Consider the following 20,492-nt stretch of genomic DNA (forward strand, 5'->3'; position numbering starts at 1 on the left):
TGTCACTCCCAGCGGTTGCCGGTGAGCTTCTCGTACACCTCGATGTAGCGGGCGCGGGTCGCCTCGACGACCTCGTCGGGCACGTCCGGCGCGGGGGCCTGCTTGTTCCAGCCGCTGCCGGTGGCCCAGTCCCGCACGTACTGCTTGTCGTAGGAGAACTGCACACGGCCCGGCTGGTACGACTCGGCGGGCCAGAACCGCGACGAGTCGGAGGTGAGCAGTTCGTCGGCGAGGACCAGGGTGCCGTCCGGTGCCCAACCCAGCTCGAGCTTGGTGTCGGCGATCAGGATGCCCCGGTCGGCGGCCAGCTCGGCGCCGCGCCGGTAGACCTCGATGGTGATCTGCCGCAGCCGCTCGGCGGTGGCCTCACCCACCTTGTCCACCACGTCGTCGTACGTGATCGGCTCGTCGTGCTCACCCATCGGCGCCTTGCTCGACGGTGTGAAGATCGGCTCGGGCAGGATCGACGCCTCGCCGAGCCCTCGGGGCAGGGTTATGCCGGACACCGCGCCGGTCTGCTCGTACTCCCGCAGGCCGCCGCCGGTGAGGTAACCCCGGGCCACGCACTCGACCGGGACCATGTCCAGCCGCTGGCAGCGGATCGCCCGCCCGGCGAACTCGGCGGGCACGTCGGTTGCCGAGATGACGTGGTTCGGCACCAGGTCGGCGAGCTGCTCGAACCACCAGAGCGAGAGCGCGGTGAGCAGGCGACCCTTGTCCGGGATCGGCGTCGGCAGCGCCACGTCGTAGATCGAGATGCGGTCCGAGGCGACCAGGATCAGGTCATCGCCGTCGGCGTAGACGTCCCGAACCTTGCCCGAGTGCAGAAGTTCCACGCGCCCTAGTACACCATGCGACATCGGAAGGCCTGATTCGACCACCCACGCCGGGGGTGACCGGACGGACGTTGACACCTTCGTGCGCTGCCTGCGTGAATGGTCCGACCGCCGCCCTCGCAGGTCCAGGAGACCCCCGTGCCCGTTGTTCGACCCCCGTTCGACCGCCTCGGCGCTGACCCGGGCCGGCGCCGACTGCTGACCGCGGTGCTCGGCGCACCTCTGCTCGCCTCCGGCGGGCTGGCCGGGTGCAGCGACGACGCCGCCACCTCGACCCAGGACGGGCCGGTCGAGCTGTCGGTCTTCTGGTGGGGCGGTCCAAGGCGGGCGGCGCTCACCGAGAAGGTCCTGCGGCTCTACTCGGAGCGCAACCCCCAGGTCACCTTCCGGGTCACCTGGCAGGGCGCCGACGGCTACTACGAGCGCCTGGCCACCCAGGCGGCCGGCGGCAACGTACCGGACCTGGTCCAGATCGACGACGCCATGCTGACCGAGTACGCCCAACGCCAGATCATCCTCGACCTCACCGACCGGGTCGCCGACCACAGTCTGGATCTGCGGGGCCTGCCGGAGGGGCTGATCCGCTACGGCACGGTGGAGGGGCGGACGATGGCGGTGCCCGGCGGGCAGACCCACGCGGGTGTGGTCTTCAACCGGGAGTTGTTGCGGGAGCTGCAGGTGCCGGAACCACGCGCCGGGATGAGCTGGGCCGACTACATCTCCTGGGCGGAAGAGGTCACCGAGGCCAGTGACGGCCAGGTGGCCGGCACCATGGACGGCTCCGGTGACTACCGGGCGCTCTGGCTCTGGTTGCGGTCACAGGGCGGCGAGCTCTACCGGGGTAAGCAGCTCGGTTTCGGCGTGGAACAGCTGATCGCCTGGTTCGAGCTGTGGCAGCGGGCCCGCAGGGCGCGGGCCACGCCGGGTGCGGCGCTGGTCGATCAGGCCGACAGCGGCGAGCCGTCCCGGCAACTGGTGGTGACCGGGTTGACCGCCGCGTCGTTCGCGTGGTCCCACCAACTGCCGGAGTTGCAGCGGCTCACCGGGGCCGAGCTGGGCATTGTCGGCTTGCCGGGGCCGACCGGTGCGCAGTGGGCGCGCGCCTCGATGTTCTGGGCCGCGTTCCGGGGCACCCGCCACCCGGACACCGTCACCGACGTGATCAATTTCCTGACCACGAATGGCGAGGCCGGCACCGTCCTCGGCCACGAACGCGGCCTGAACGCCAGTCTCGCCGTCCGCCGCTACGCCGAGGGCAGCATCACCGATCCGGCCCAGCAGCGGGCCGCCGCGTTCGGCGCGGCCATCGCCGACCAGCTCGGGCCGGCCCCGGCGCCACCCCCGAAGGGGCACGCGAAGGTGCGGACCCTGCTGGTCGCCACCGCAGAGAGCATCCGCGTCAAGCGGACCGGCACCCGGGCGGCCGCCTCACGTTTCATCGCGCAGGCCAACGCCGCCCTGGCGGCGTGACCACCGGAGGTCGGTCCACAGCCCGCAGCCGTGGACCGACCTGACCGGCTGCCGGGTCAGCGCGGCGGGCCGCCGCGACGGTTGCGCATCAGACGCAGCACGAGGAACACGACGATCGCGACCACCACCAGGCAGCAGAGCAGCGGAAGGATCCCGAAGCCGCTGCGACCCCGACGCCGGGCGGCTTCCACCACCAGCTCGCCGGTGCCCGTGGACGCCCAGGCCGCGACGGGCACGAAGACCGCCAGAACGGCCCCACCGAGGACCGCGCTGAGTCGGCCCCACCACTTACCGAATGAAGACATGCGCCCATCCTCGCCGAAGGACGCAACACCGGCACGTCGGTCCACGCCGAATCACGGAACTGAGATCTTTCCGGAGCGCCCTGGAGTGCGACATGTTCCGGCAACGGTCGCCCAGGCATCAAACAAGTCCGGCCCCCACAATGTGGGGGCCGGACTCATGTCATTTCATTTGTAGCGGGGACAGGATTTGAACCTGCGACCTCTGGGTTATGAGCCCAGCGAGCTACCGAGCTGCTCCACCCCGCGTCGACTGGTTAAGACTAACCCATGCGTCCCGGCGATGATCAGCGGGGGTCACCAACCGCTGCGGCCGACACCGCAGAATGTCGAAAGCCCGCCTCCGGCGAACCGGAGACGGGCTTTCTGTCGTAGCGGGGACAGGATTTGAACCTGCGACCTCTGGGTTATGAGCCCAGCGAGCTACCGAGCTGCTCCACCCCGCGTCGGCTCGCTAACCGTAGCGCACCACCCCCGGGCCCCGCAAAACGACATCCGAATCCGCCGAATAGCGACCCGGCCACCACGGTCAGCCGAGCCAGACCTTCACGGCGGCGACCGCCCGGGCGCTGTCCGCGTCGACCTGCGCCCGTTGGCTTGAGGTGTTCTCCCAGCCCTGCTCCCAGAGGGTCGTCACCACGTCGCCGACCCGGATCGCCCGGATCAGCCGTACGTCCTCCACGCCGGTCGGGTCGCCGTTGACGTCCAGTTCCGGGCGGCGCATCTCGAACAGCACCGACTCGTCGCCATAGCGGGTGTCGGTGAGCAGCCGCTGCCTGCTCAGCACCGGCGCGCTGTCACCTGGCCGTTCCTGCTGCGGGCAGTCGCGCACCGCCCGCCGCAACTCGTCCAGCAGGTCGTCGGCGCGCCCGGCCCGGTAGATGGTGATGGAGTGCGTGTACGTGCCGTCCGGGACGTGCCCCGCACCGGGATTCTGCGGCAGCTTGTAGACCACGTTCCGGGTCCGACGCTGCACGATCGCCCCCTCACTCGAGTAGCGGGCGCCGCACAGGTCCGGCAGCACCTCAAGGTCCCGGAATTCGGGCGCGATGCCGATCTGGTTGGCCGCCGCGAGCCGGAAGAACGCCCGATCCGGGATGCCGGTCGGCGTCCTGGGCTGCGCCGCACCTGTGACACCGGGAGACGTCGCCGTCGTACCCGGGGAGCGTCCGGGCGGGGTCGGCGAGACGGGCGGTGATACCGAACCGCCGGTCACGCTCGGCGACGGCGACGCGGATGGCGGCGCCGGCGCCGTGGGCGTGCCGGCCGGCGAGGGTACGGTCGCCGCCTGCGGAGCGACCACCTGGGTCCCGACAGCCACGCCCACCACCACCAGGGCCACGGCAAGGGTGCTCCCGGCGACACGCAGCCTGGCCCGACGGTCCGTCTGGTGCCGTAGCACCTCGGGGACGCCCAGATCGCGAGCGTCGGCGTCGGCGGCGAGGGACCGGTACAGCTCAGACAGTTCACGCGACATCGGTGGCCTCCAGTTCCACGATGGCCAGATCGGGCAGCAACGCGGCGAGTCGGGCCCGGCCGCGGGAAAGCCACGACTTCACAGTGCCAACCGGCACGTCGACCTCTCGGGCGATCTCCTCGACGGGCATGTCGAACAGGTAGTGCAGCGCCAACACCCGCCGGTGGGTTGCCGGCACCTGACGCAGGGCCTGGACCAGCAGCACGCTGTCCTCGTTGGGCGGAGGGACCGGCGGTGGAGGCCCGGCCAGCCGCAGCGCGCCACGCAGGCCGCCCAGCCGCCGCCAGCGGTCGGTCGCCAGGCGGGACACCACCAGCCGCAGCCACGCCTCCGGCGCCGGATGAGCCGACAACCTCCCCCACTGCCGCCAGGCCCGGGCGTACGCCTCCTGCACCAGGTCCTGTGCCTCGTTGTGGTCGCCGGTGACCGCGTAGCCGTACCGCACCATCCGCCGCGCCGTGCCGCGGTAGAAGTCATCGAAGCTCTGCGCGTCCCTCACGACTGCTCCCCCTCATCCCACCCCGTTGCAAATGAGGACGGCGAACCGGTGCCGCAGGTTGCGGCCCGACCGCACCTGTCGGTGAGGTGACAGACGGTGACACCACCGGACACGACGGAGCCCCCGCCGTCCGGACCGGTGGGTCCGACGACGAGGGCTCCGAGACGTGCTCCCGGCTGTGGTGGATCAGCCGCCGGGGCTCGGCGACGGGCCACCACTGGCAGTGCCGGCGGCCTGCTGCGCCTGCTGGAACGCGGTGAGCGCCTCGTCCAAGGCCTTCAGCGCACGCCCGTACCGCTCGAAGTCACCGGACGTCTGCGCCGACCGGACCTCGGTGATCGCGGTCTGCACCCGGTCCGCGGCGACGGCCAGATCACCGGTCGGCGGCGGGATGCTGGCGCTCGGCGTCGGCGCCGGCGTGGCGGTCCCGCTGGGCGTCGGCGTCGGCGTCGGGGTCGTGGGGTTACCCCCGGTGGTCGGAGGCGGCGACGTGCCCTGCCCGGCCTTCTTACCCTGCTCGACCAGTTGCTTGATGCCGTCGTTGATGTTGTCGGCCAGCGCCACGAAGGAGCCACCGTCACCGTAGGAGAGCAGCACCTTCTGCAACAGCGGGTACGCGTCCTGCTGGTTGCTCTTCACGTAGACCGGCTCGACGTAGAGCATGCCGTCGGCGAAGGGCAACGACAGCAGGTTGCCGTACTGCACCTGGGCCTGGTTGCTGGAGAGCAGGTTGAGCTGCTGACGGATGTTCGCGTTGTTGGTCATCTGCTGGTGCACCTGCACCGGGCCCGAGATCCGGGTCTGGTCCGGCAACTCCAGCACCTCCAGGCGGGGCTTCCCCTCGACGTACGACCCGGAGATCAGCGCGGCGAGGTTCTGCCGGCCGTTCGGGGTGACCGCCGAGGTGAGCTGGAACCGCGGGCTCTCCTGCCCAGGGAACTGCGTGAACAGGTAGTACGGAGGCTGCTTCTGGCCGCTGTCCGGGGCGTCCGGCACGTTGGGCACCTGCCAGAAGTCCTGAGCCGAGTAGAAGTCACCCGGGTTGGTCACGTGGAACTTGGTGAGCAGGTTGCGCTGCACCTTGAACATGTCCGCCGGGTAGCGCAGGTGCTCGGTCAGCTCGACCGGGATATCCGCCTTCGGCAGCACCAGGTCACCACCGAACGCCTTGTTCCACGCCTTGAGCACCGGGTCGGTGTCGTCGTACTCGTAGAGCTTCACGGTGCCGTCGTACGCGTCGACAGTGGCCTTCACCGAGTTGCGCATGTAGTTGACGTCCTCCCGGGCCAGCTGGAAGGTGCCCCGGTTGGTCAACTCGTCGGTGGTCTCGGTCTGGAGGTTGACCTTCTCGGCGTACGGGTAGGTGGCCGCCGTGGTGTAGCCGTCGACGATCCACTGCACCCGGCCGTCGACAACCGCCGGGTACGGGTCGCCGTCCAGCGTGAGGAACGGCGCGACCTTCTCCACCCGGTCGCGCGGGTTACGCACGTAGAGCAGCTTGGAGTCCTTGTTGACCGCCTCGGACAGCAGGAAGTTCGACTCCTGCTCCTTGATGGCGTACAGCAGCCGCCGGGCGAAGGAGCCGATCTCCACGCCGCCCTCACCGGTGTAGGTGTAGGACTCGCCGCCACCCTCACCGACCGGCCGGTCGAACTCGGCCTTCTTGTTCGGGTCGGACTGCCCGACGATCGCGTAGTCGTCGGCCGCCATCCGCTCGCCGTAGTAGATCCGCGGCTGCTTGGCCGTGATCTGCTCGGTCTGCGAGGAGCACGCCTCCTGGGTCTTCTCGCCCAGGAAGCCGGAGACGAAGAACGGCTGCCCGCCGCAGACCACCTGGTTCGCCGGGGCGGCCACCAGCCCGTACCCGTGGGTGTAGACGGTGTGCCGGTTGATCCAGGTGTTCTGCTGGTCGGTCAGCTCGCCGTAGTTGATCTCCCGGACGCCGACCACGTAGTCGGAGACGTTCCCGTTCACCCCGTACCGGTCGATGTCCAGCTTGGGGCCGAAGTCGTAGAAGCCACGCACCTGCTGGAGCTGGGTGTACGTCTCGCTGACCAGCTGCGGGTCGAGCAGACGCACGTTCGACACCACCGAGGTGTCGGTGGCCAGGTTCGCCGGTGGGGTGAGGTTGTTCGCCGCGTACGGGGTCGTCTCGGTGGCCCCCAACCCGAACGCCGCTCGTGTCGCGTCGATGCTGCGCTGGATGTACGGCGCTTCCTTGTCCTTGGCGCTCGGCTTGACCTCGAAGGTCTGCACGGCCCAGGGGTAGATGCCGCCGATGGCCACCGCGGACACGCCGAGCAGCGCCAGCGAGATCCCCGGCCAGACCAGGTTCCGCATCCAGGCGTTGGAGAACACGATGATCGCGATCGCCACCACGATCGAGATGTAGGCCAGGATCTCCTTCGCCGGCAGCAGCGCGTTGACGTCGGCGTAGCCGGCGCCGTACAACTTGGCGCCCTCGTTGTACTCCAGCAGCATCGCCCGCCGGTCCAGCACGTACGCGACGGCCTTCAACAGCACGAAGACCGCGACCAGGCTGCTCAGGTGCGCGCGGGCGGCGTTGCTCATCCGGTCACCGACGCCCTGCAGGCGGACCCCGCCGAAGAGGTAGTGCACCGCCAGCGCGCCGATCACCGCCAGCACCACAGCGGTGAAGGCGACGCCGAGCAGGTAACGCCAGAACGGCAGCTGGAAGACGTAGAAGCCGATGTCCACCCCGAACTCCGGGTCCTTGATCCCGAAGTCACCGCCGTTGCGGAAGAGCAGCCACTGGTTCCACCGGTTCTGCGCGGAGAGGCCGGCGAAGAGCCCGACCACAGCGGCGGTCAACGCGATCCAGGTGCCCAACCGCGGGCTGAGCACCATCCGGTAGCGCTCCAGCGTCGCCTGCTCCACCGAGTGCGGACGCAGCCGCGGACGCAACCGGTAGGCCAGCCACAGGTTGCCACCGACGATCACCGCCATGCCGAGACCGGCGGCCAGGAAGAGCACCAGCCGGGTGAGCAGGACACCGGTGAAGACCTCGGTGTAGCGCACCTCGTCGAACCAGAGCCAGTCGGTCCACGCCTGGACACCCCACCCGAGCAGGGTGAAGAGCACGAACACCCCAACCAGGACAGCGATGGTGACGCGCCCGCGCCGGCTCATCCTCGGAAGGGGGCTGCTGCTACGCATTACCACTGTTGGCTCCGCACGCTCGATGTGATCGGCTCCGACCAGGCACCCAGAGTACGGGGTGTTCCTGAGCGTGTCGGGGCACGGTCACACCGGTCAGCAACGCGTCGGCTGACCACCCGCGCGCAACGCCTCCAGAGCGGTCATCGCCTCGTCCAACGAACCCACCCGCAGCAGGGGCAGACCCGGCTGCGGATTGCGGACCGCCTCGGCGCAGTTGTCCGCCGGCACGAGGAACACCTTGGCCCCAGCGCGCTTGGCGCCGACCAGCTTCTGGGCGATCCCGCCGATCGGGCCGACGGTGCCCTCGTCGTCGATGGTGCCGGTGCCGGCGATGATCTGACCGCCGGTGAGATCGGCCGGGGTCAGCTTGTCCACGATCCCCAGGGCGAACATCAGACCGGCGCTCGGCCCACCGATGTCCTCCAGGTCGATGCCGAGGGTGAACGGGTGCGGCTGCTGCTGGTCGATCTCGACGCCGATCCGCGGCCGACCGTCCTGCTCCTGGCTGGTCACTTTCACCGTGGCGGGCACGCCGTCCCGGGTGTAGCCGATGGTCAACGCCGTCCCGGCCGGCTTGGCCCGGACCAGTTCGGTGACCTTCGCGGCCACCGGCACCGGCTGACCGTCGACGGAGGTGATCACGTCGCCGGCCTTCAACTCGCCGGCGGCCGGCCCGTCACCAGACACCGTCTTGATCACCACCTGCACCGGAAAGCCCAGCTCCCGCAGCGCGGCGGTCTCCGCGCTGGTCTGGGACGCCTTGAAGTCCTCGGCGTTGCGCTGCTCGACCTGCTCCGTCGACTCCCCCGGCGGGTAGACCAACTCGCGTGGCACCACCGCCTCGTCGTCGGAGAACCAGCCCGCGATCGCCCCGCGCAACCGCACCGTGGGCTGCACACCCACCGTGGTCAACCGCAACTGACCGGCGGAGGTCGAGGTCTCCCGCCCGGTGACCTGGATGACCTCCTTGCCGTCGGCCGTACCCAGGGTGTTGACCGTCGGGCCGGGGCCCAGCACCACGTACGGGATCGGAACCCGGAGCACCCCGATGCTCAGCAGGGCGGTGAACAGGGCACCGAGCAGGACCGTCAGGCCACGACGTCTCATGCCGCAGAGCGTACCGACCGACCGGACGCCTCCTGCCGGATGCGCACGCGACTTCGCCCTCAGCGCAACGCCAGCGGCGGCGACCTGGGGCGCGGCCCGCGTACCGTAGACGTCGTGCCTGATATTCCGTTCGGTTTCGCGCTCCCGGGTGGTCAACCACCAGACCCCAACGATCCCGCGCAGATGCAGCAGTTCATGTCGCAGTTGCAGCACCTGCTCTCCGCGCCGGGCAGCGGGCCGGTCAACTGGGACCTGGCCCGGCAGGTAGCAGCCAGCCAGCTCGCGGCCGCCGGCGACCCGGCGGTGTCACCGTATGAGCGCAACGCCGTCGAGGAGGCGCTGCGCCTGGCCGACCTGTGGTTGGAGCCGGCCTCGGCGTGGCCGTCCGGCATCCAGTCCCCGGTCGCCTGGAACCGCAATGAGTGGATCTTCAAGACGCTGGACGTGTGGCGCAAGCTCTGCGACCCGGTGGCCAGCCGCATGGTCGGCGCGATGGGCGACCTGGTGCCACCGGAGGCCCGCGCCCAACTCGGCCCGATGCAGTCGATGGTGGCCTCCCTCGGCGGCGCGCTCTTCGGCGGTCAGCTGGGCCAGGCCCTCGGTTCGCTCGCCGCGGAGGTGCTCTCCGCCGGCGACATCGGGCTGCCGCTCGGCCCGGCCGGCACGGCCGCGCTGATCCCGGCCAACATTCGGGCGTACGGCGAGGGCCTGGAGCTTCCCGAGGACGAGGTCCGCCTCTACGTGGCGCTGCGTGAGGCCGCCCACCAGCGGCTGTTCCAGCACGTCCCGTGGCTGCGCGGTCACGTGCTCAGCGCAGTCGAGATGTACGCCTCGGGCATCCGGGTCAACCGGGAAGCGATCGAGGAGGCGATGGGCCGGGTCGACCCGACCGACCCGGAGTCGATGCAGGCGATCGCCCTGGAGGGCATCTTCACACCGGAGGACACTCCGGCGCAGAAGGCATCACTGGCCCGGCTGGAGACCGCACTCGCCCTGGTCGAGGGCTGGGTCTGCCACGTCGTGGACAGCGCCGCCAGCGACCGGCTGCCCAACGTCGTCCGGCTCGGTGAGGCGTTCCGCCGTCGCCGTGCCGCCGGTGGCCCCGCCGAGCAGACCTTCGCCGCACTCGTCGGCCTGGAGCTGCGCCCACGGCGCCTTCGCGAGGCCGCGGCACTCTGGGCGGCGCTCACCCAGCACCGTGGCATCGAGGGCCGCGACGCCGTGTGGGGCCACCCGGACCTGCTCCCGTCGGACGACGACTTCGCCGACCCGGTCGCCTTCGCGATGAACGACATGGACCTCAGCGAGCTGGACAGCTTCGACTTCACCGCTCCCGGTGGGGTGGAGGAGAAGTCCCCGGGCCAGCCCGACAAGACCGACGGCGAGGACGACACCAAGTCCTGAAACCTGGGTCGTGACGCCTGGGGTCGTGACGCCTGGGGTCGTGACGCCTGGGGTCGCGATGCCCTGGGGCCGTGATGCTTGAAGCCGGGTGCCCGCCTGCTCGACGGCGGGCGCCCAGCGTGCAGGTGGCCCTGGATGGGCAGCAGGTGACGGCCCCCGGTCGGGAAGCGTGCGGGTCAGGCGGGGCGGCCCGAGCCGGAGAGCAGGGCGCGGGTCGCCTCCCAACCCTCGAAGGCCGGGTCCAGCGTGGCCAGGTCGGCCGGGCCGCGCAGTCGCCGCCAGCCGGCGGTGACCGCCACGTCCCCCGGTCGAGGGGCACCGGAACGAACGTCCGTCGGCGTTGCCGTGTCCAGGTTCAGCGGGGGTAGCCAACCCGGCACGGGCAGCCGCACAGCCACCCCGAGCAGGCCCGGACCGCCGCCGTCGACCGGAGCCACCGCGACGGGTCGGGTGGTGAGCGGTCGCAGCAGCTTGCCGACAGTCAGTGCGGGCAGGTCAGGCACGTCCCCGACCAGCACCGCCGCCTGGTCGTAGCCCTCCAGCGCGGCGAACACGGCGTTCGGCGTCGGCTCGGCGACCTCGTAGACCGCGGTGCCGGGCCAGACCAACGCGTCGGCGAGTGCTCGGTCGGCCGGGGTGACCGCGACGGCGATCTCCACCTCGTTAAGCGTGGCGAGCAGGTCGATGACGTCTTCCGCGAGCGCCGCTCGCCATTCGGTCCGGTCGACGCCCGGCGGCGACCAGGGAACCGGTCCGAGCAACGCCACTACCACCCGTCGTGCCACCCCCCGACCCTAGCGCCCACCCTGGCCGCCCCGACCACCCGCTCACTCGCACGGCCGTGCCGCGCCGAACAGCGACCCCGCACGCCCGACCACCCCGCAGGCCCCAGCACGCCGAACGGCCGTCTCGCACGGCGCGCGCGGGCATGATCGACTCGGGTTCATGGAAGTCGCGGTGTCCGCAGGGCATCGATAGCGCGGTTTTCAGGAAGGCGAGTGGATCTAGGCCAACCGCGCTCTCCTAACGAGGCGCGGGGCTTTCCGAGGGGCTCGGCGCGCGGCAGCCCGGAGACTCGGGGTCTCTGGATCAGGTGGGGAGCGGCGCGCAGGAGGCAGCGGCCACGCCTTCGAGGTAGCCGCGGGCGCGTTCCGCCTTCGGGTAGCGGCCGACCAACGCCCAGAACCGGGCGTTGTGGCTGGGCACGATGAGGTGCGCCAACTCGTGCAGCAGCACGTAGTCGATCACCCAGTCGGGCATTTCCTGAACGCGGTGCGAGATCCGGATGCTGCGGTCGGCAGGGGTGCAGGAGCCCCACCGGCCGTTCTGGTTGGTGACCCACCGGACGCTGGCCGGCACGGCCTTCGTGGGGTATTCGGCCAGGTAGAGCTCGATGAGCCGGCGCGCCCGGGCCAGCAGCTCGGCGTCGGAGCGGGCCAGACGCCCCTCCCGGGCGGCGAGCCGGGCGAGCATGCGGTCGACCCACTCGCTCTCCTCGGCTCGGGAGAACTGGTCCGGGATGAGGACGACGACCCGCTCACCGTCACGGTACGCAGACACCGTGCGTCGTCGGCGCTGGCTGCGCCGCACCTCGACGACCGGCTTGCGCGTCCCCGCCATCACTGGCCCGCGCAGCCTCGGCTACGTGTCACGAAGGAAAGCTAATGCGTACTGACCAGGGGTCCGCAAGGGTCAACCACCCGACACGCGCCCAGAAAATGGTGATTGGTCGCCAGGCGTCCGGAAAATTTCTTGACGACGTCCCCGCCACGCCATCTCGTCACCCTTCGTGAACGCTGATGGCGGTGTCGCACGACGCCTCTCCACCGTAGGTGATCACCGGCCGGAAGCCGCGCCGGGGGCACTCGCACGGGTGGCTGTGAGGGTTTGGTCGGCGTGTCCCCGCCAAACTGACTTATCCGACCTATTTCGCCATGCACACTCTCGACGTCGACTTGCTCACAGTGTCGATGCACAGCTGACATGGAACTGCCCAGACCTGGGTAGGGTCCGCGAACCAGCGGTCACGAAGGTGGCCGCGGAGTGAGACCCAGCGCCGGCGCCCCGTGTGGCCCGCCGCCGGGCACCCCGCCGGGACGGCATTGACCGGCGGACGAGACGAGGAGGGCACCGTGGCCGACCAGGCCCAGACGACCTACAACGGTTACTGCGTCAAGTGCAAGGAGAAGCGGGACTTCGAGGGGCACGTCGAGGTCTCGAAGACCGGAATGAACATGGCCAAGGGCAAGTGTCCGGTTTGCGGGACAACAGTGAACCGCATCCTGGGCAAGGCCAAGGTCTGACCGTACGGGTGACGGGGGCGGGGTGGCCGGTGGTCACCCCGCCCCGTTGCCGTCCTGGGCGGTCGGCGGGTCGTCGACCGCCTGTCGGGTGACCGACAGCCTCGTCGGCAGCCTGTGGAAAACCCGGCAAAGCCTGTGGACAACGCTGGACAGCGGCCTGGGCGCCTGTGGACAACGATCGACCGAACGCGAAGTCACGGTCACGATTGGTGACCATGAGTCGCACCGTACTGCCCCGTCCCACGCTGCTGCCCGGCCTCAACCGGCTCTGGCGGGACCGGCACACCCTCCAGCTCGGCGTCGGCCCGGGGCCCGCCGTGCTGCTGGAGCTGGCCAATCCCCGAGCCGCCCATCTGCTCGACCTGCTCGACGGCACCCGCAGCGAACGCTCCGTCCTGACGCAGGCGGCCACCGTCCGGGTCACCGCCGACGAGGCACGTACGCTGCTCGACGCCCTGCGTACGGCCGGCCTGCTGGTGCCCGCGCACAGCCTGCTCCCCCGTGACCTGGCCGGCCCGGTCCGCGCCCGGCTGGCGGCGGAGGCCGGCGCGTTGGCCCTGGCCGCCGCTCGACTGCCCGGCACCCCCGCACAGGTCCTGCGCCGTCGGCGGACCACCCGGGTCGTGCTCACCGGCGCCGGGGCGCTCGGCGGGCCGCTGACGGTGGCGTTGGCCCAGGCCGGCGTAGGGCAGGTGATCCCCCACCTCACCGGCCCGGTCCGCCCCGTCGACCTGGTCGGCACGGGCATCCCCGCCACCGAGCTGGGTCACCCGCTGGCACCGGCCGTGCGGGCGGCGGTCAACCGCGTCGCACCGGGCACCGGCACCCAGCGGGGCCGGGCGACCCGGGTGGACCTGGTGATCCAGCTCGGCACGGACCGGCCACCCGCGCTGGTGGCCGCCGGTCTGGCCCAACGCCGGCAGCCACACCTGCTGGTCACGCTGCGCGAGGGCGTACCGGTCGTCGGGCCGCTGGTCCGCCCACCGGCCGGGCCCTGCCTGCACTGCGTCGAGCTGCACCGGGCCGACCGCGACCCGGACTGGCCGCGGCTCGCCGCCCAGCTCGCCGCCACCGACCCGGTCGCCGCTGGCGCGACCAGCACCCTGCTGGCAGCCATCGGGTACGCGTTGGCCGAGGCGCTGACGCAGCTCGACGGCGGTCAGCCGGAGACCCTCGGTGGGGCCATGGAGATCACCGGCGCGGGCCGCTTCCGCCGTCGGGGCTGGCCGCCACACCCGGCGTGCGGGTGCTCGCGAGGTCGAGTGTCCGCACCAGCCCGGCCGCAGAGCAGCAGCGGAGCCCTCCGGTCGGTAACAATGACCGTGTGACCGACATACCGCGCCGCGCCGTGTCCCGCACCGCCAAGCTCGCCGCCCTGCCGCTCGGCTTCGCCGGCCGGACCGTTCTCGGCATGGGAAAGCGCGTCACCGGGCTCGCCTCCGATGTGATCTCCGCGGAGATCCAGCAGCGCACCGCCGAGCAGCTGTTCAGCGTGTTGGGCCAGCTCAAGGGTGGGGCGATGAAGTTCGGCCAGGCGCTGTCGGTCTTCGAGGCGGCACTGCCGGAGGAGATCGCCGCGCCCTACCGCCAGGCGCTCACGAAGCTCCAGGAGGCGGCGCCGCCGCTGCCGGTCGCCAGCGTGCACAAGGTGCTGGCCGAGCAGCTCGGCCCCGACTGGCGGGACCTGTTCGTCGAGTTCAACGACACCCCGGCCGCCGCCGCCAGCATCGGCCAGGTGCACCGGGCTCGGTGGCGGGAGCCGGGGTTCGACGAGTCGGGCGCACCGAACAGCCGCGACGTGGCGGTCAAGATCCAATATCCGGGCGCCGGTGAAGCGCTGCTCTCCGACCTCAAGCAGCTCTCCCGGCTGGGTGGGATGTTCCGGGCCATCCAACCCGGTCTGGATGTCAAGCCGCTCCTGGTCGAGCTGCGCGAGCGGATCACCGAGGAACTGGACTACGAGCTGGAGGCCGAGTCGCAGCGCGCCTTCGCGGCCGCGTATGCCGACGACCCGGAGATCTACATCCCGCAGGTGATCAACGCGGCACCCCGGGTGCTGGTCACCGAGTGGGTGACGGGCACCCCGTTGGCCGACATCATCCGCGAGGGCACCGAGGAGGAGCGGGACGAGGCGGGCCGACTGATGGCCACCCTGCACCTCTCCGCTCCGCAGAGGGCCGGGTTGCTGCACGCCGACCCGCACCCGGGAAACTTCCGGCTGCTGCCCGACGGCCGACTCGGGGTGATCGACTTCGGCGCGGTGGCCCGGATGCCGGAGGGAACGCCGGAGCCGATCGGTCGCATCGCCGCGATGGCGCTGCGCGGCGACGCCGACGAGGTGGTAGCGGGGCTGCGCTCGGAGGGCTTCATCGGCGCCACCGAGCAGATCGACGCCGAGGGGGTGCTCGACTTCATCCGTCCGATGCTGGAGCCCATCGCGGCGGACGGGTTCCGGTTCACCCGGGCCTGGCTGCGGGCCGAGGCGGGTCGACTCGCCAGCCCGCGCTCCCCCACGTACCAGCTGAGCAGGCAGCTCAACCTGCCGCCGTCGTACCTGCTGATCCACCGGGTGACGCTCGGCTCGATCGGAATTCTCTGCCAGTTGGAGGCGAAGGCTCCGTACCGCAGCATCCTGGAGCGTTGGCTGCCCGGCTTCGCCCCGGTCGCCTGAGGACGTCCAGAAGGGCGGGTGCCGGTCGGCACCCGCCCTTCTGTGTGCGGTGGTACTAGAGAACGCCCAGGTCGCGTGCCGTCTGGTTGCGGCTGTTCATGGCGACGGTACGGGCGGATCGGGTTGCCTCAGTGCTCGTGGTGGTACGACCGGCCTGAGGCCGGCGCATTCGAGCCCGGGACAACGCTTCGTGGAGTAGTTGCATCTCGAAGGCTCCACTCGGGACGTTGAACATCGTCTTCTCACTCACTGCCGGTGTGACACCGGCGTAGTTGGTACGGATCGGGAACACGTCAGGCTGCCAGCCGGACCGCGCCACGCACCTCGGACAGCCCACTGGCCGCCAGGCGCGCCTCGGCCTCGACCCGAAGCTCGGCGTCACGAGCGACGTCCTCCTTACGCGGACGGCCACGGGGCCGCTTACGCGGGACGACCGCGCCACGCTCGAAGATCTCGCCGCCCCAGACGCCCCAGGGCTCCGCTCGCTCAACGGCTCCGGCCAGGCATTCGACACGCAGCGGGCAGTCCCCGCAGAGCGACTTGGCCAGCTCGAGCTCGGTGGGCGAGTCGGAGAACCACAGGTCAGGGTCGAACTTCCGGCAGGGCAGGTTCGCCTCCATCTCGATGCTCATGTCGAGTGGGGCCAACGCCAGACTCATCTCCCGGTCACCTCTCTCTCACATTCGATCTCGTGGATCGCATTCCGACGTACTTACGGCGGGCAAAAAACTGAGGCCGCGGATCCCGGTAAGCGGGTTCCGCGGCCTCGAGGTGAGCCGGTGTCTGATGATCAGACCGGTTTACCTCGAGGTGGAACGCCGCGGACATCCATGCGCTTCTTGGCGACCTGGATGCCATTGCCCGTGAAGCCACTGGTCCCCTCGACTCCGACTGGTGCGAGGGTCAGGCTCAGCTCGGTCTGAACCTGGTGCACCTGCGGAACCGACGGTCGTGCAGCCGTGAGGGCCACCCGGACAGCCGACAGCGGAGCGTGGACAGACGGCATCACCGCCAGACGCTCATAGGTGAAAATCTTCACGGGACCCACCTCCCTCACGTTCCTCGGATCGACTGGACCAACCCCGTGAGCAGCCGGAATGGCGCCGCTCGCGTGGTGTGTTCTGAGGCTATTCCTCGCGCCGGGGCGAGGGCAAACGAATTTACGACGAGATTTCGAAAGTTTTCTCAGGGCAGACATCGTCCACCCCCGCGCCCCCCACCAGCGCCAGCACCGACTCCCCGTAGAGGCCCAGCTTGCGGGGGCCGATACCGGCGATGGCGATCAGTTCCTCCGACCGCTCGGGCCGCCGCTCGGCCAGCGCGATCAGCGTCGCGTCGGTGAACACCACGTAGGCGGGGACCTTCTGCGCCCCGGCCACCCGCTGCCGCCACTCGCGCAGCCGTTCGTGCAGCTCATCGTCGATGTCGGACGGGCAGGTGGGGCACCGACCCAGCTTGCGGTCCGGGCCGGCGAGCAGGGTGGCGCCGCAGATCCGGCAGGAGACGATCTGGGTTCGACGCCGCTCGGTGCGTTTGGCCGCCGGACCGGTGCCGCCGCCGGACGCCCGTTCGGTGCCGCCGGAGCGGTCCAGCTGGGGCAGGAACCGCGACGGCCGCCGGGCCCGTCCGCCCGGCGAGCGTGCTGCGGCGTACGACAGCCAGAGCCACTGCCGCGCTCGGGTGATCCCGACGTAGAGCAGCCGACGCTCCTCCTCGACCTGCTCGACGGTCTTGGCGTACGTGGTGGGCATGGTGCCCTCGGCGAGGCCGACCAGGAAGACCGCGTCCCACTCCAGCCCCTTGGCGGAGTGCAGCGAGGCGAGGGTCACCCCGTCCACAGTCGGTACGTGCTGCTGGGCGGCCCGGCGGGCGAGCTCCTCGGTGAAGTCGGTGAGCGTGACGGGACGTTCCACCGACGCGGCCTCGCCGATCGGCACCACCTCGGGGCTGGCCGCGTACTCCTCGGAGAGCTGGACCAGAGCGGACAGCGCCTCCCACCGCTCGCGGGCGGCGCCACCGGCCGGGGGTGCGTCCGGGGCCCAGCCGACCGCGGTGAGCGCCTCGACGACGGCGGCCGGCAGCGGCGTCTCCCCGGGGATCGAGCGGGTGGCGGCGCGAAGCGCGACCATCGCCTGGCGTACCTCGGTCCGCTCGAAGAACCGCTCGGCGCCCTGCACGACGTACGGCACCGCGGCCTCGGTGAGCGCCTTCTCGTACGCCTCGGACTGCGCGTTGACCCGGAACAGCACGGCGATCTCCTTCGCCGGCGTGCCCGCGTCGATCAGGGCGCGGCAGCGCGCGGCGACCGCGTTCGCCTCGGCCGGCTCGTCGGTGAAGATCCGCAGGTCCGGCTCGGGGCCGGGTGGGCGCTGCCCGCTCAGCTCCAGCCGCAACCGCGCCTCGGTGCCCCGGGCCTGGGAGATCACCGCGTTGGCCAGCCCGACCACCTGCGGGGTGGAGCGGTAGTCGCGGACCAGCCGGACCACCGTGGCGTTGCGGTGCCGGCGGGGGAAGTCGACCAGGTACGCCGAGGTGGCACCGGTGAACGAGTAGATCGTCTGGCTGGCGTCGCCGACCACGGTCAGGTCGTTGCGGCCGGCCAGCCAGGCGTCCAGCAACCGCTGCTGGAGTGGGTTGACGTCCTGGTACTCGTCGACCACGAAATGCCGGTACTGGGTGCGGATCTGCTCGCCGACGTCCGGGTGCTCCTCGATGCCCCACACCGCGGCACGCAGCATGTCCTCGAAGTCGATCACGCCGTTCGAGCGTTTGAGCTGCTCATACGCGGTGAACACCTCGGCCACCTTCGCCGGCTCGTGCGGTGTGTCGCGCAGCGCCCGGGCGGCGGCCACCACGTAGTCCGTCGGCTCGACCAGCGACGACTTGGCCCACTCGATCTCGCCGGCCAGGTCGCGCGCGGCGGCCCGGTCGGTGCGCAGGCCGACCCGGGCCGCGGCGAGGGTGACCAGCCGCACCTTGCTGTCCAGCAGCTCGGGCATGGCCCGGCCGGACAGCAGGCGGGGCGCGAAGTACCGCACCTGCCGCAACGCAGCGGCGTGGAAGGTCCGCGCCTGGACACCGTGCGCCCCGAGCAGAGTGAGACGGTGTCGCATCTCGGCGGCGGCACGGGCGGTGAAGGTGACCGCGAGCACGTGCCGGGGGGATATCTCACCGGAGAGTGCCCGGTGGGCGATCCGGGAGGTGATCGCCCTGGTCTTGCCGGTGCCGGCGCCGGCAAGGATGCAGACCGGGCCGGCGGGCGCGGTCACGGCGGAGCGCTGCTCCGGGTCCAGCCCGGCGAGCACGTGTTCCGACGCTGAGTGAACCGCCACAACCAGGAATCATCTCAGCTCCCCTCAGCGTTGCAGCGAACAGCCTCGGCTTGATCCGCAAGCCGCGGCCGGAGGAGTTGGAGGATCCGACCATGTTGACGATGTATTCCACCCCCTGGTGCGGCTACTGCCACCGGCTGAAGTCGCAGCTCGACCGGGAGGGCATCGGTTACGAGGTGGTCGACATCGAGCAGGACCCGAAGGCCGCGGAGTTCGTGATGAGCGTCAACGGTGGCAACCAGACGGTGCCGACCCTGCGCTTCGACGACGGCAGCGCCCTGACGAATCCCTCGATCACCCAGGTCAAGCAGCACCTGGAGACCCTCACCGCCTGACCGGCCAGATGACCGTCGACGAGCGGCCGCCCCACTCGGGGCGGCCGCTCGTCGTGTTCGGAGGTCGGTCATCGTGGCGGCGGAAGGTGGGTGCCGGTCGCCAGCGGCCGGTCGGCGTCCTCTGCCGGTCGCCGGGGTGCCGGGAGCACCGGGAGGGCCGGCGTGGGCGGGCGGGTGCCGGGTGGCGCGCTCAGGTGCCGGCCCCGCCAGAGGTAGCCACCGGCGATCAGGGTGGCCACCCCGACCAGCGCGAAGAGCAGCCGGTAGTCCAGGAACCCGACCAGCAGGGCGCCCGCACCGATGGAGAACGCCTGCGGGCCGCTGACCACCGCCTGCGTGGCCGCGGCGACCCGGCCGACCAGCGTGGGCGGGGTCCGACGCTGGATCAGCGTGTGCAGCCCGACCATCGTCAGCGGGAGCGACACGCCGGCCAGCAGCACCGCCGCAAACCCGAGCCGGATGTCGGGGTACGCGAGCGCGAGCGCGGCCGGGGAGAAGAATGCGACACCGGCGGCCAGTGTGCCGACCTCACCGAGCCTGCGGACCAGCGCCGGTGAGCAGAGCCCGCCGAGCAGCCCACCCACGCCCTGCACGGTGACCAGCACGCCCACGAACGCGGCGTCCCGGTTCAACCCCTGGTCGACGTACGCGAAGATGAGCGACTCGCTGAAGCCCATCACCAGTGATCCCAGGCCGTAGCCGAGCAGTGCCCGGCGCAGGGCCGGCTCGCCGGCCAGGTGCCGCAGGCCCGCGCCCAGCTCGGCTGGCCAGCGCAGCCGCACGGGCGGTGGCGCCTGCTGCGGAGTGGGTAGGGCGGTGACCACCGCCGCGGCGGTCAGAAATCCGACGATCCCGATCCCGGCCAGCGCCCACCCACCGAGCGCCGCGTAGAGCGCTGCGCCGGCCAGCGGACCGATCAGCCGCATCCCCTGCCGTACGGTCTGGAGCAGGCCGTTCGCCTCGGCCAGCAGCTCGACCGGCACCATCTCCCGGATCAGCCCGCTGAGCGCCGCGCCGAGCGTGATGGACGACAGCCCGTAGAGGGCGGCCACCAGGTAGACGATCCAGACGTCGCCCGCGTGCCGGACGGCGAACAACGGGGTGAGCAGGGCGGCGGTGAGCACGTTCGCGGCCAGGAAGAACGGCCGACGCGGGTACCGGTCGACGAACCAGCCGACCAGCGGTGCCAGCATCATCGGCGCGATGACGGCGAAGATCGTGGCACCAGCCAGCCCGTTCGAGCCGGTCAGATCCTTGACCCAGATGGCGAGCGCGAGCAGCAGGATCGACTCGGCGGTCATGCTGGCCAGCAGACCGCCGAAGAGCAGGCGGAAGTCGGGTCGGCGCAGGATCGTGCGCATGGGTCCCTCCGGCGGGATGGCCTGCCCGGCTGGGCGAGGTCGACGTGGGCCGCGACCGCGGGTCCGTCATCGTCCGGCATTCCCGTGGTCCGATTTTTGCAGGACACGCCCCCGCCGGAACCTCCGACACCGGTCGCGCCGTCCATACTGACCGTGGGGGGCGAATTTCATACAGTTACCGTCGCGCCAGCGGCGGTCGACGGGAAAGAGGACAC

The 20,492-nt window shown here is 70.9% G+C and carries 18 protein-coding genes and 2 tRNA genes; 6 read left to right on the top strand and 14 right to left on the bottom strand.

From position 1 onward, the window contains the following. Nucleotides 1-2: 2 nt before the first annotated feature. A complete protein-coding gene (locus KBX34_RS12530; RefSeq protein WP_210794484.1) occupies nt 3-836 on the bottom strand; it encodes a phosphoribosylaminoimidazolesuccinocarboxamide synthase in 834 nt (277 codons plus the stop codon). A gap of 138 nt (nt 837-974) precedes the next feature. Here KBX34_RS12530 and KBX34_RS12535 point away from each other — a divergent pair, with 138 nt between their 5' ends. After that, nucleotides 975-2,306: an extracellular solute-binding protein gene (locus tag KBX34_RS12535; RefSeq protein WP_307871382.1), complete on the top strand. Its 1,332-nt coding sequence runs from the start codon at nt 975-977 to the stop codon at nt 2,304-2,306. A 56-nt stretch (nt 2,307-2,362) separates the two neighbouring features. Here KBX34_RS12535 and KBX34_RS12540 read toward each other — a convergent pair whose 3' ends face one another. From KBX34_RS12540 to KBX34_RS12570, 7 genes are all read right to left on the bottom strand, one after another. After that, nucleotides 2,363-2,611 carry a hypothetical protein gene (locus KBX34_RS12540; protein WP_088950039.1) on the bottom strand — a complete coding sequence of 83 codons (249 nt, stop codon included), beginning with the start codon at nt 2,609-2,611 and terminating at the stop codon, nt 2,363-2,365. 172 nt (nt 2,612-2,783) lie between these two features. Continuing rightward, nucleotides 2,784-2,857 (bottom strand) — tRNA-Met (locus tag KBX34_RS12545). Between the two features lie 123 nt (nt 2,858-2,980). Next, nucleotides 2,981-3,054, bottom strand: a tRNA-Met gene (locus KBX34_RS12550). A gap of 83 nt (nt 3,055-3,137) precedes the next feature. Continuing rightward, nucleotides 3,138-4,085, bottom strand: a complete 948-nt coding sequence (locus KBX34_RS12555) for a hypothetical protein (RefSeq protein ID WP_210925071.1) — start codon at nt 4,083-4,085, stop codon at nt 3,138-3,140. Next, the gene (locus tag KBX34_RS12560; protein WP_210925073.1) at nt 4,075-4,584 is read right to left on the bottom strand and encodes a SigE family RNA polymerase sigma factor; all 510 of its coding nucleotides are present in this window, start codon (nt 4,582-4,584) and stop codon (nt 4,075-4,077) included. Before KBX34_RS12560 ends, KBX34_RS12555 begins: the two co-directional genes overlap by 11 nt. 186 nt (nt 4,585-4,770) lie before the next feature. Continuing rightward, nucleotides 4,771-7,761 (bottom strand): UPF0182 family protein, encoded by a 2,991-nt coding sequence (locus KBX34_RS12565; protein WP_210925074.1) that lies wholly within the window; start codon nt 7,759-7,761, stop codon nt 4,771-4,773. Nucleotides 7,762-7,857: 96 nt separating this feature from the next. Then, nucleotides 7,858-8,871 carry a PDZ domain-containing protein gene (locus tag KBX34_RS12570; RefSeq protein ID WP_172862105.1) on the bottom strand — a complete coding sequence of 338 codons (1,014 nt, stop codon included), beginning with the start codon at nt 8,869-8,871 and terminating at the stop codon, nt 7,858-7,860. Between the two features lie 114 nt (nt 8,872-8,985). Between KBX34_RS12570 and KBX34_RS12575 the strand changes: the two genes are divergently transcribed. Next, complete coding sequence (locus tag KBX34_RS12575; RefSeq protein WP_172862106.1) at nt 8,986-10,275, top strand: zinc-dependent metalloprotease; 1,290 nt, start codon at nt 8,986-8,988, stop codon at nt 10,273-10,275. A gap of 176 nt (nt 10,276-10,451) precedes the next feature. On the opposite strand, the gene KBX34_RS12580 is transcribed toward KBX34_RS12575, so the two are convergent. Together KBX34_RS12580 and KBX34_RS12585 are read right to left on the bottom strand one after the other, a co-directional pair. Then, complete coding sequence (locus KBX34_RS12580) at nt 10,452-11,060, bottom strand: hypothetical protein (protein ID WP_210794493.1); 609 nt, start codon at nt 11,058-11,060, stop codon at nt 10,452-10,454. A 304-nt stretch (nt 11,061-11,364) separates the two neighbouring features. After that, entirely contained in the window at nt 11,365-11,895 is a 531-nt protein-coding gene (locus tag KBX34_RS12585; RefSeq protein ID WP_210794495.1) for a M48 family metallopeptidase, read from the bottom strand. A 512-nt stretch (nt 11,896-12,407) separates the two neighbouring features. Between KBX34_RS12585 and KBX34_RS12590 the strand changes: the two genes are divergently transcribed. The 3 genes from KBX34_RS12590 to KBX34_RS12600 all read left to right on the top strand — a co-directional run bounded on the left by KBX34_RS12590 (nt 12,408) and on the right by KBX34_RS12600 (nt 15,249). Continuing rightward, entirely contained in the window at nt 12,408-12,578 is a 171-nt protein-coding gene (locus KBX34_RS12590) for a DUF5679 domain-containing protein (RefSeq protein ID WP_167457767.1), read from the top strand. A 215-nt stretch (nt 12,579-12,793) separates the two neighbouring features. Then, a complete protein-coding gene (locus tag KBX34_RS12595; RefSeq protein WP_210925075.1) occupies nt 12,794-13,906 on the top strand; it encodes a TOMM precursor leader peptide-binding protein in 1,113 nt (370 codons plus the stop codon). After that, the gene (locus KBX34_RS12600; RefSeq protein WP_088950047.1) at nt 13,903-15,249 is read left to right on the top strand and encodes an AarF/ABC1/UbiB kinase family protein; all 1,347 of its coding nucleotides are present in this window, start codon (nt 13,903-13,905) and stop codon (nt 15,247-15,249) included. The genes KBX34_RS12595 and KBX34_RS12600 overlap by 4 nt, the downstream gene beginning before the upstream one ends. A 293-nt stretch (nt 15,250-15,542) precedes the next feature. On the opposite strand, the gene KBX34_RS12605 is transcribed toward KBX34_RS12600, so the two are convergent. The 3 genes from KBX34_RS12605 to KBX34_RS12615 form a co-directional block, all read right to left on the bottom strand. Continuing rightward, nucleotides 15,543-15,908, bottom strand: a complete 366-nt coding sequence (locus KBX34_RS12605) for a WhiB family transcriptional regulator (protein ID WP_088950048.1) — start codon at nt 15,906-15,908, stop codon at nt 15,543-15,545. A 131-nt stretch (nt 15,909-16,039) separates the two neighbouring features. After that, complete coding sequence (locus tag KBX34_RS12610) at nt 16,040-16,288, bottom strand: hypothetical protein (RefSeq protein ID WP_088950049.1); 249 nt, start codon at nt 16,286-16,288, stop codon at nt 16,040-16,042. 121 nt (nt 16,289-16,409) lie between these two features. Next, complete coding sequence (locus KBX34_RS12615) at nt 16,410-18,581, bottom strand: ATP-dependent DNA helicase UvrD2 (RefSeq protein ID WP_088950050.1); 2,172 nt, start codon at nt 18,579-18,581, stop codon at nt 16,410-16,412. 92 nt (nt 18,582-18,673) lie between these two features. On the opposite strand from KBX34_RS12615, the gene KBX34_RS12620 reads away from it, so the two are divergent. Beyond that, on the top strand, nt 18,674-18,916 hold the full coding sequence (locus KBX34_RS12620; RefSeq protein ID WP_088952000.1) for a mycoredoxin: 243 nt from the start codon (nt 18,674-18,676) through the stop codon (nt 18,914-18,916). Nucleotides 18,917-18,984: 68 nt separating this feature from the next. Here the strand turns inward: KBX34_RS12620 and KBX34_RS12625 are convergent, their stop codons facing one another. Further along, a complete protein-coding gene (locus KBX34_RS12625; RefSeq protein WP_141911033.1) occupies nt 18,985-20,277 on the bottom strand; it encodes an MFS transporter in 1,293 nt (430 codons plus the stop codon). Nucleotides 20,278-20,492: the final 215 nt, after the last annotated feature.

This window comes from Micromonospora sp. M61, assembly GCF_018070245.1.
GTDB classification, from domain to species: Bacteria; Actinomycetota; Actinomycetes; order Mycobacteriales; family Micromonosporaceae; genus Micromonospora; species Micromonospora zamorensis.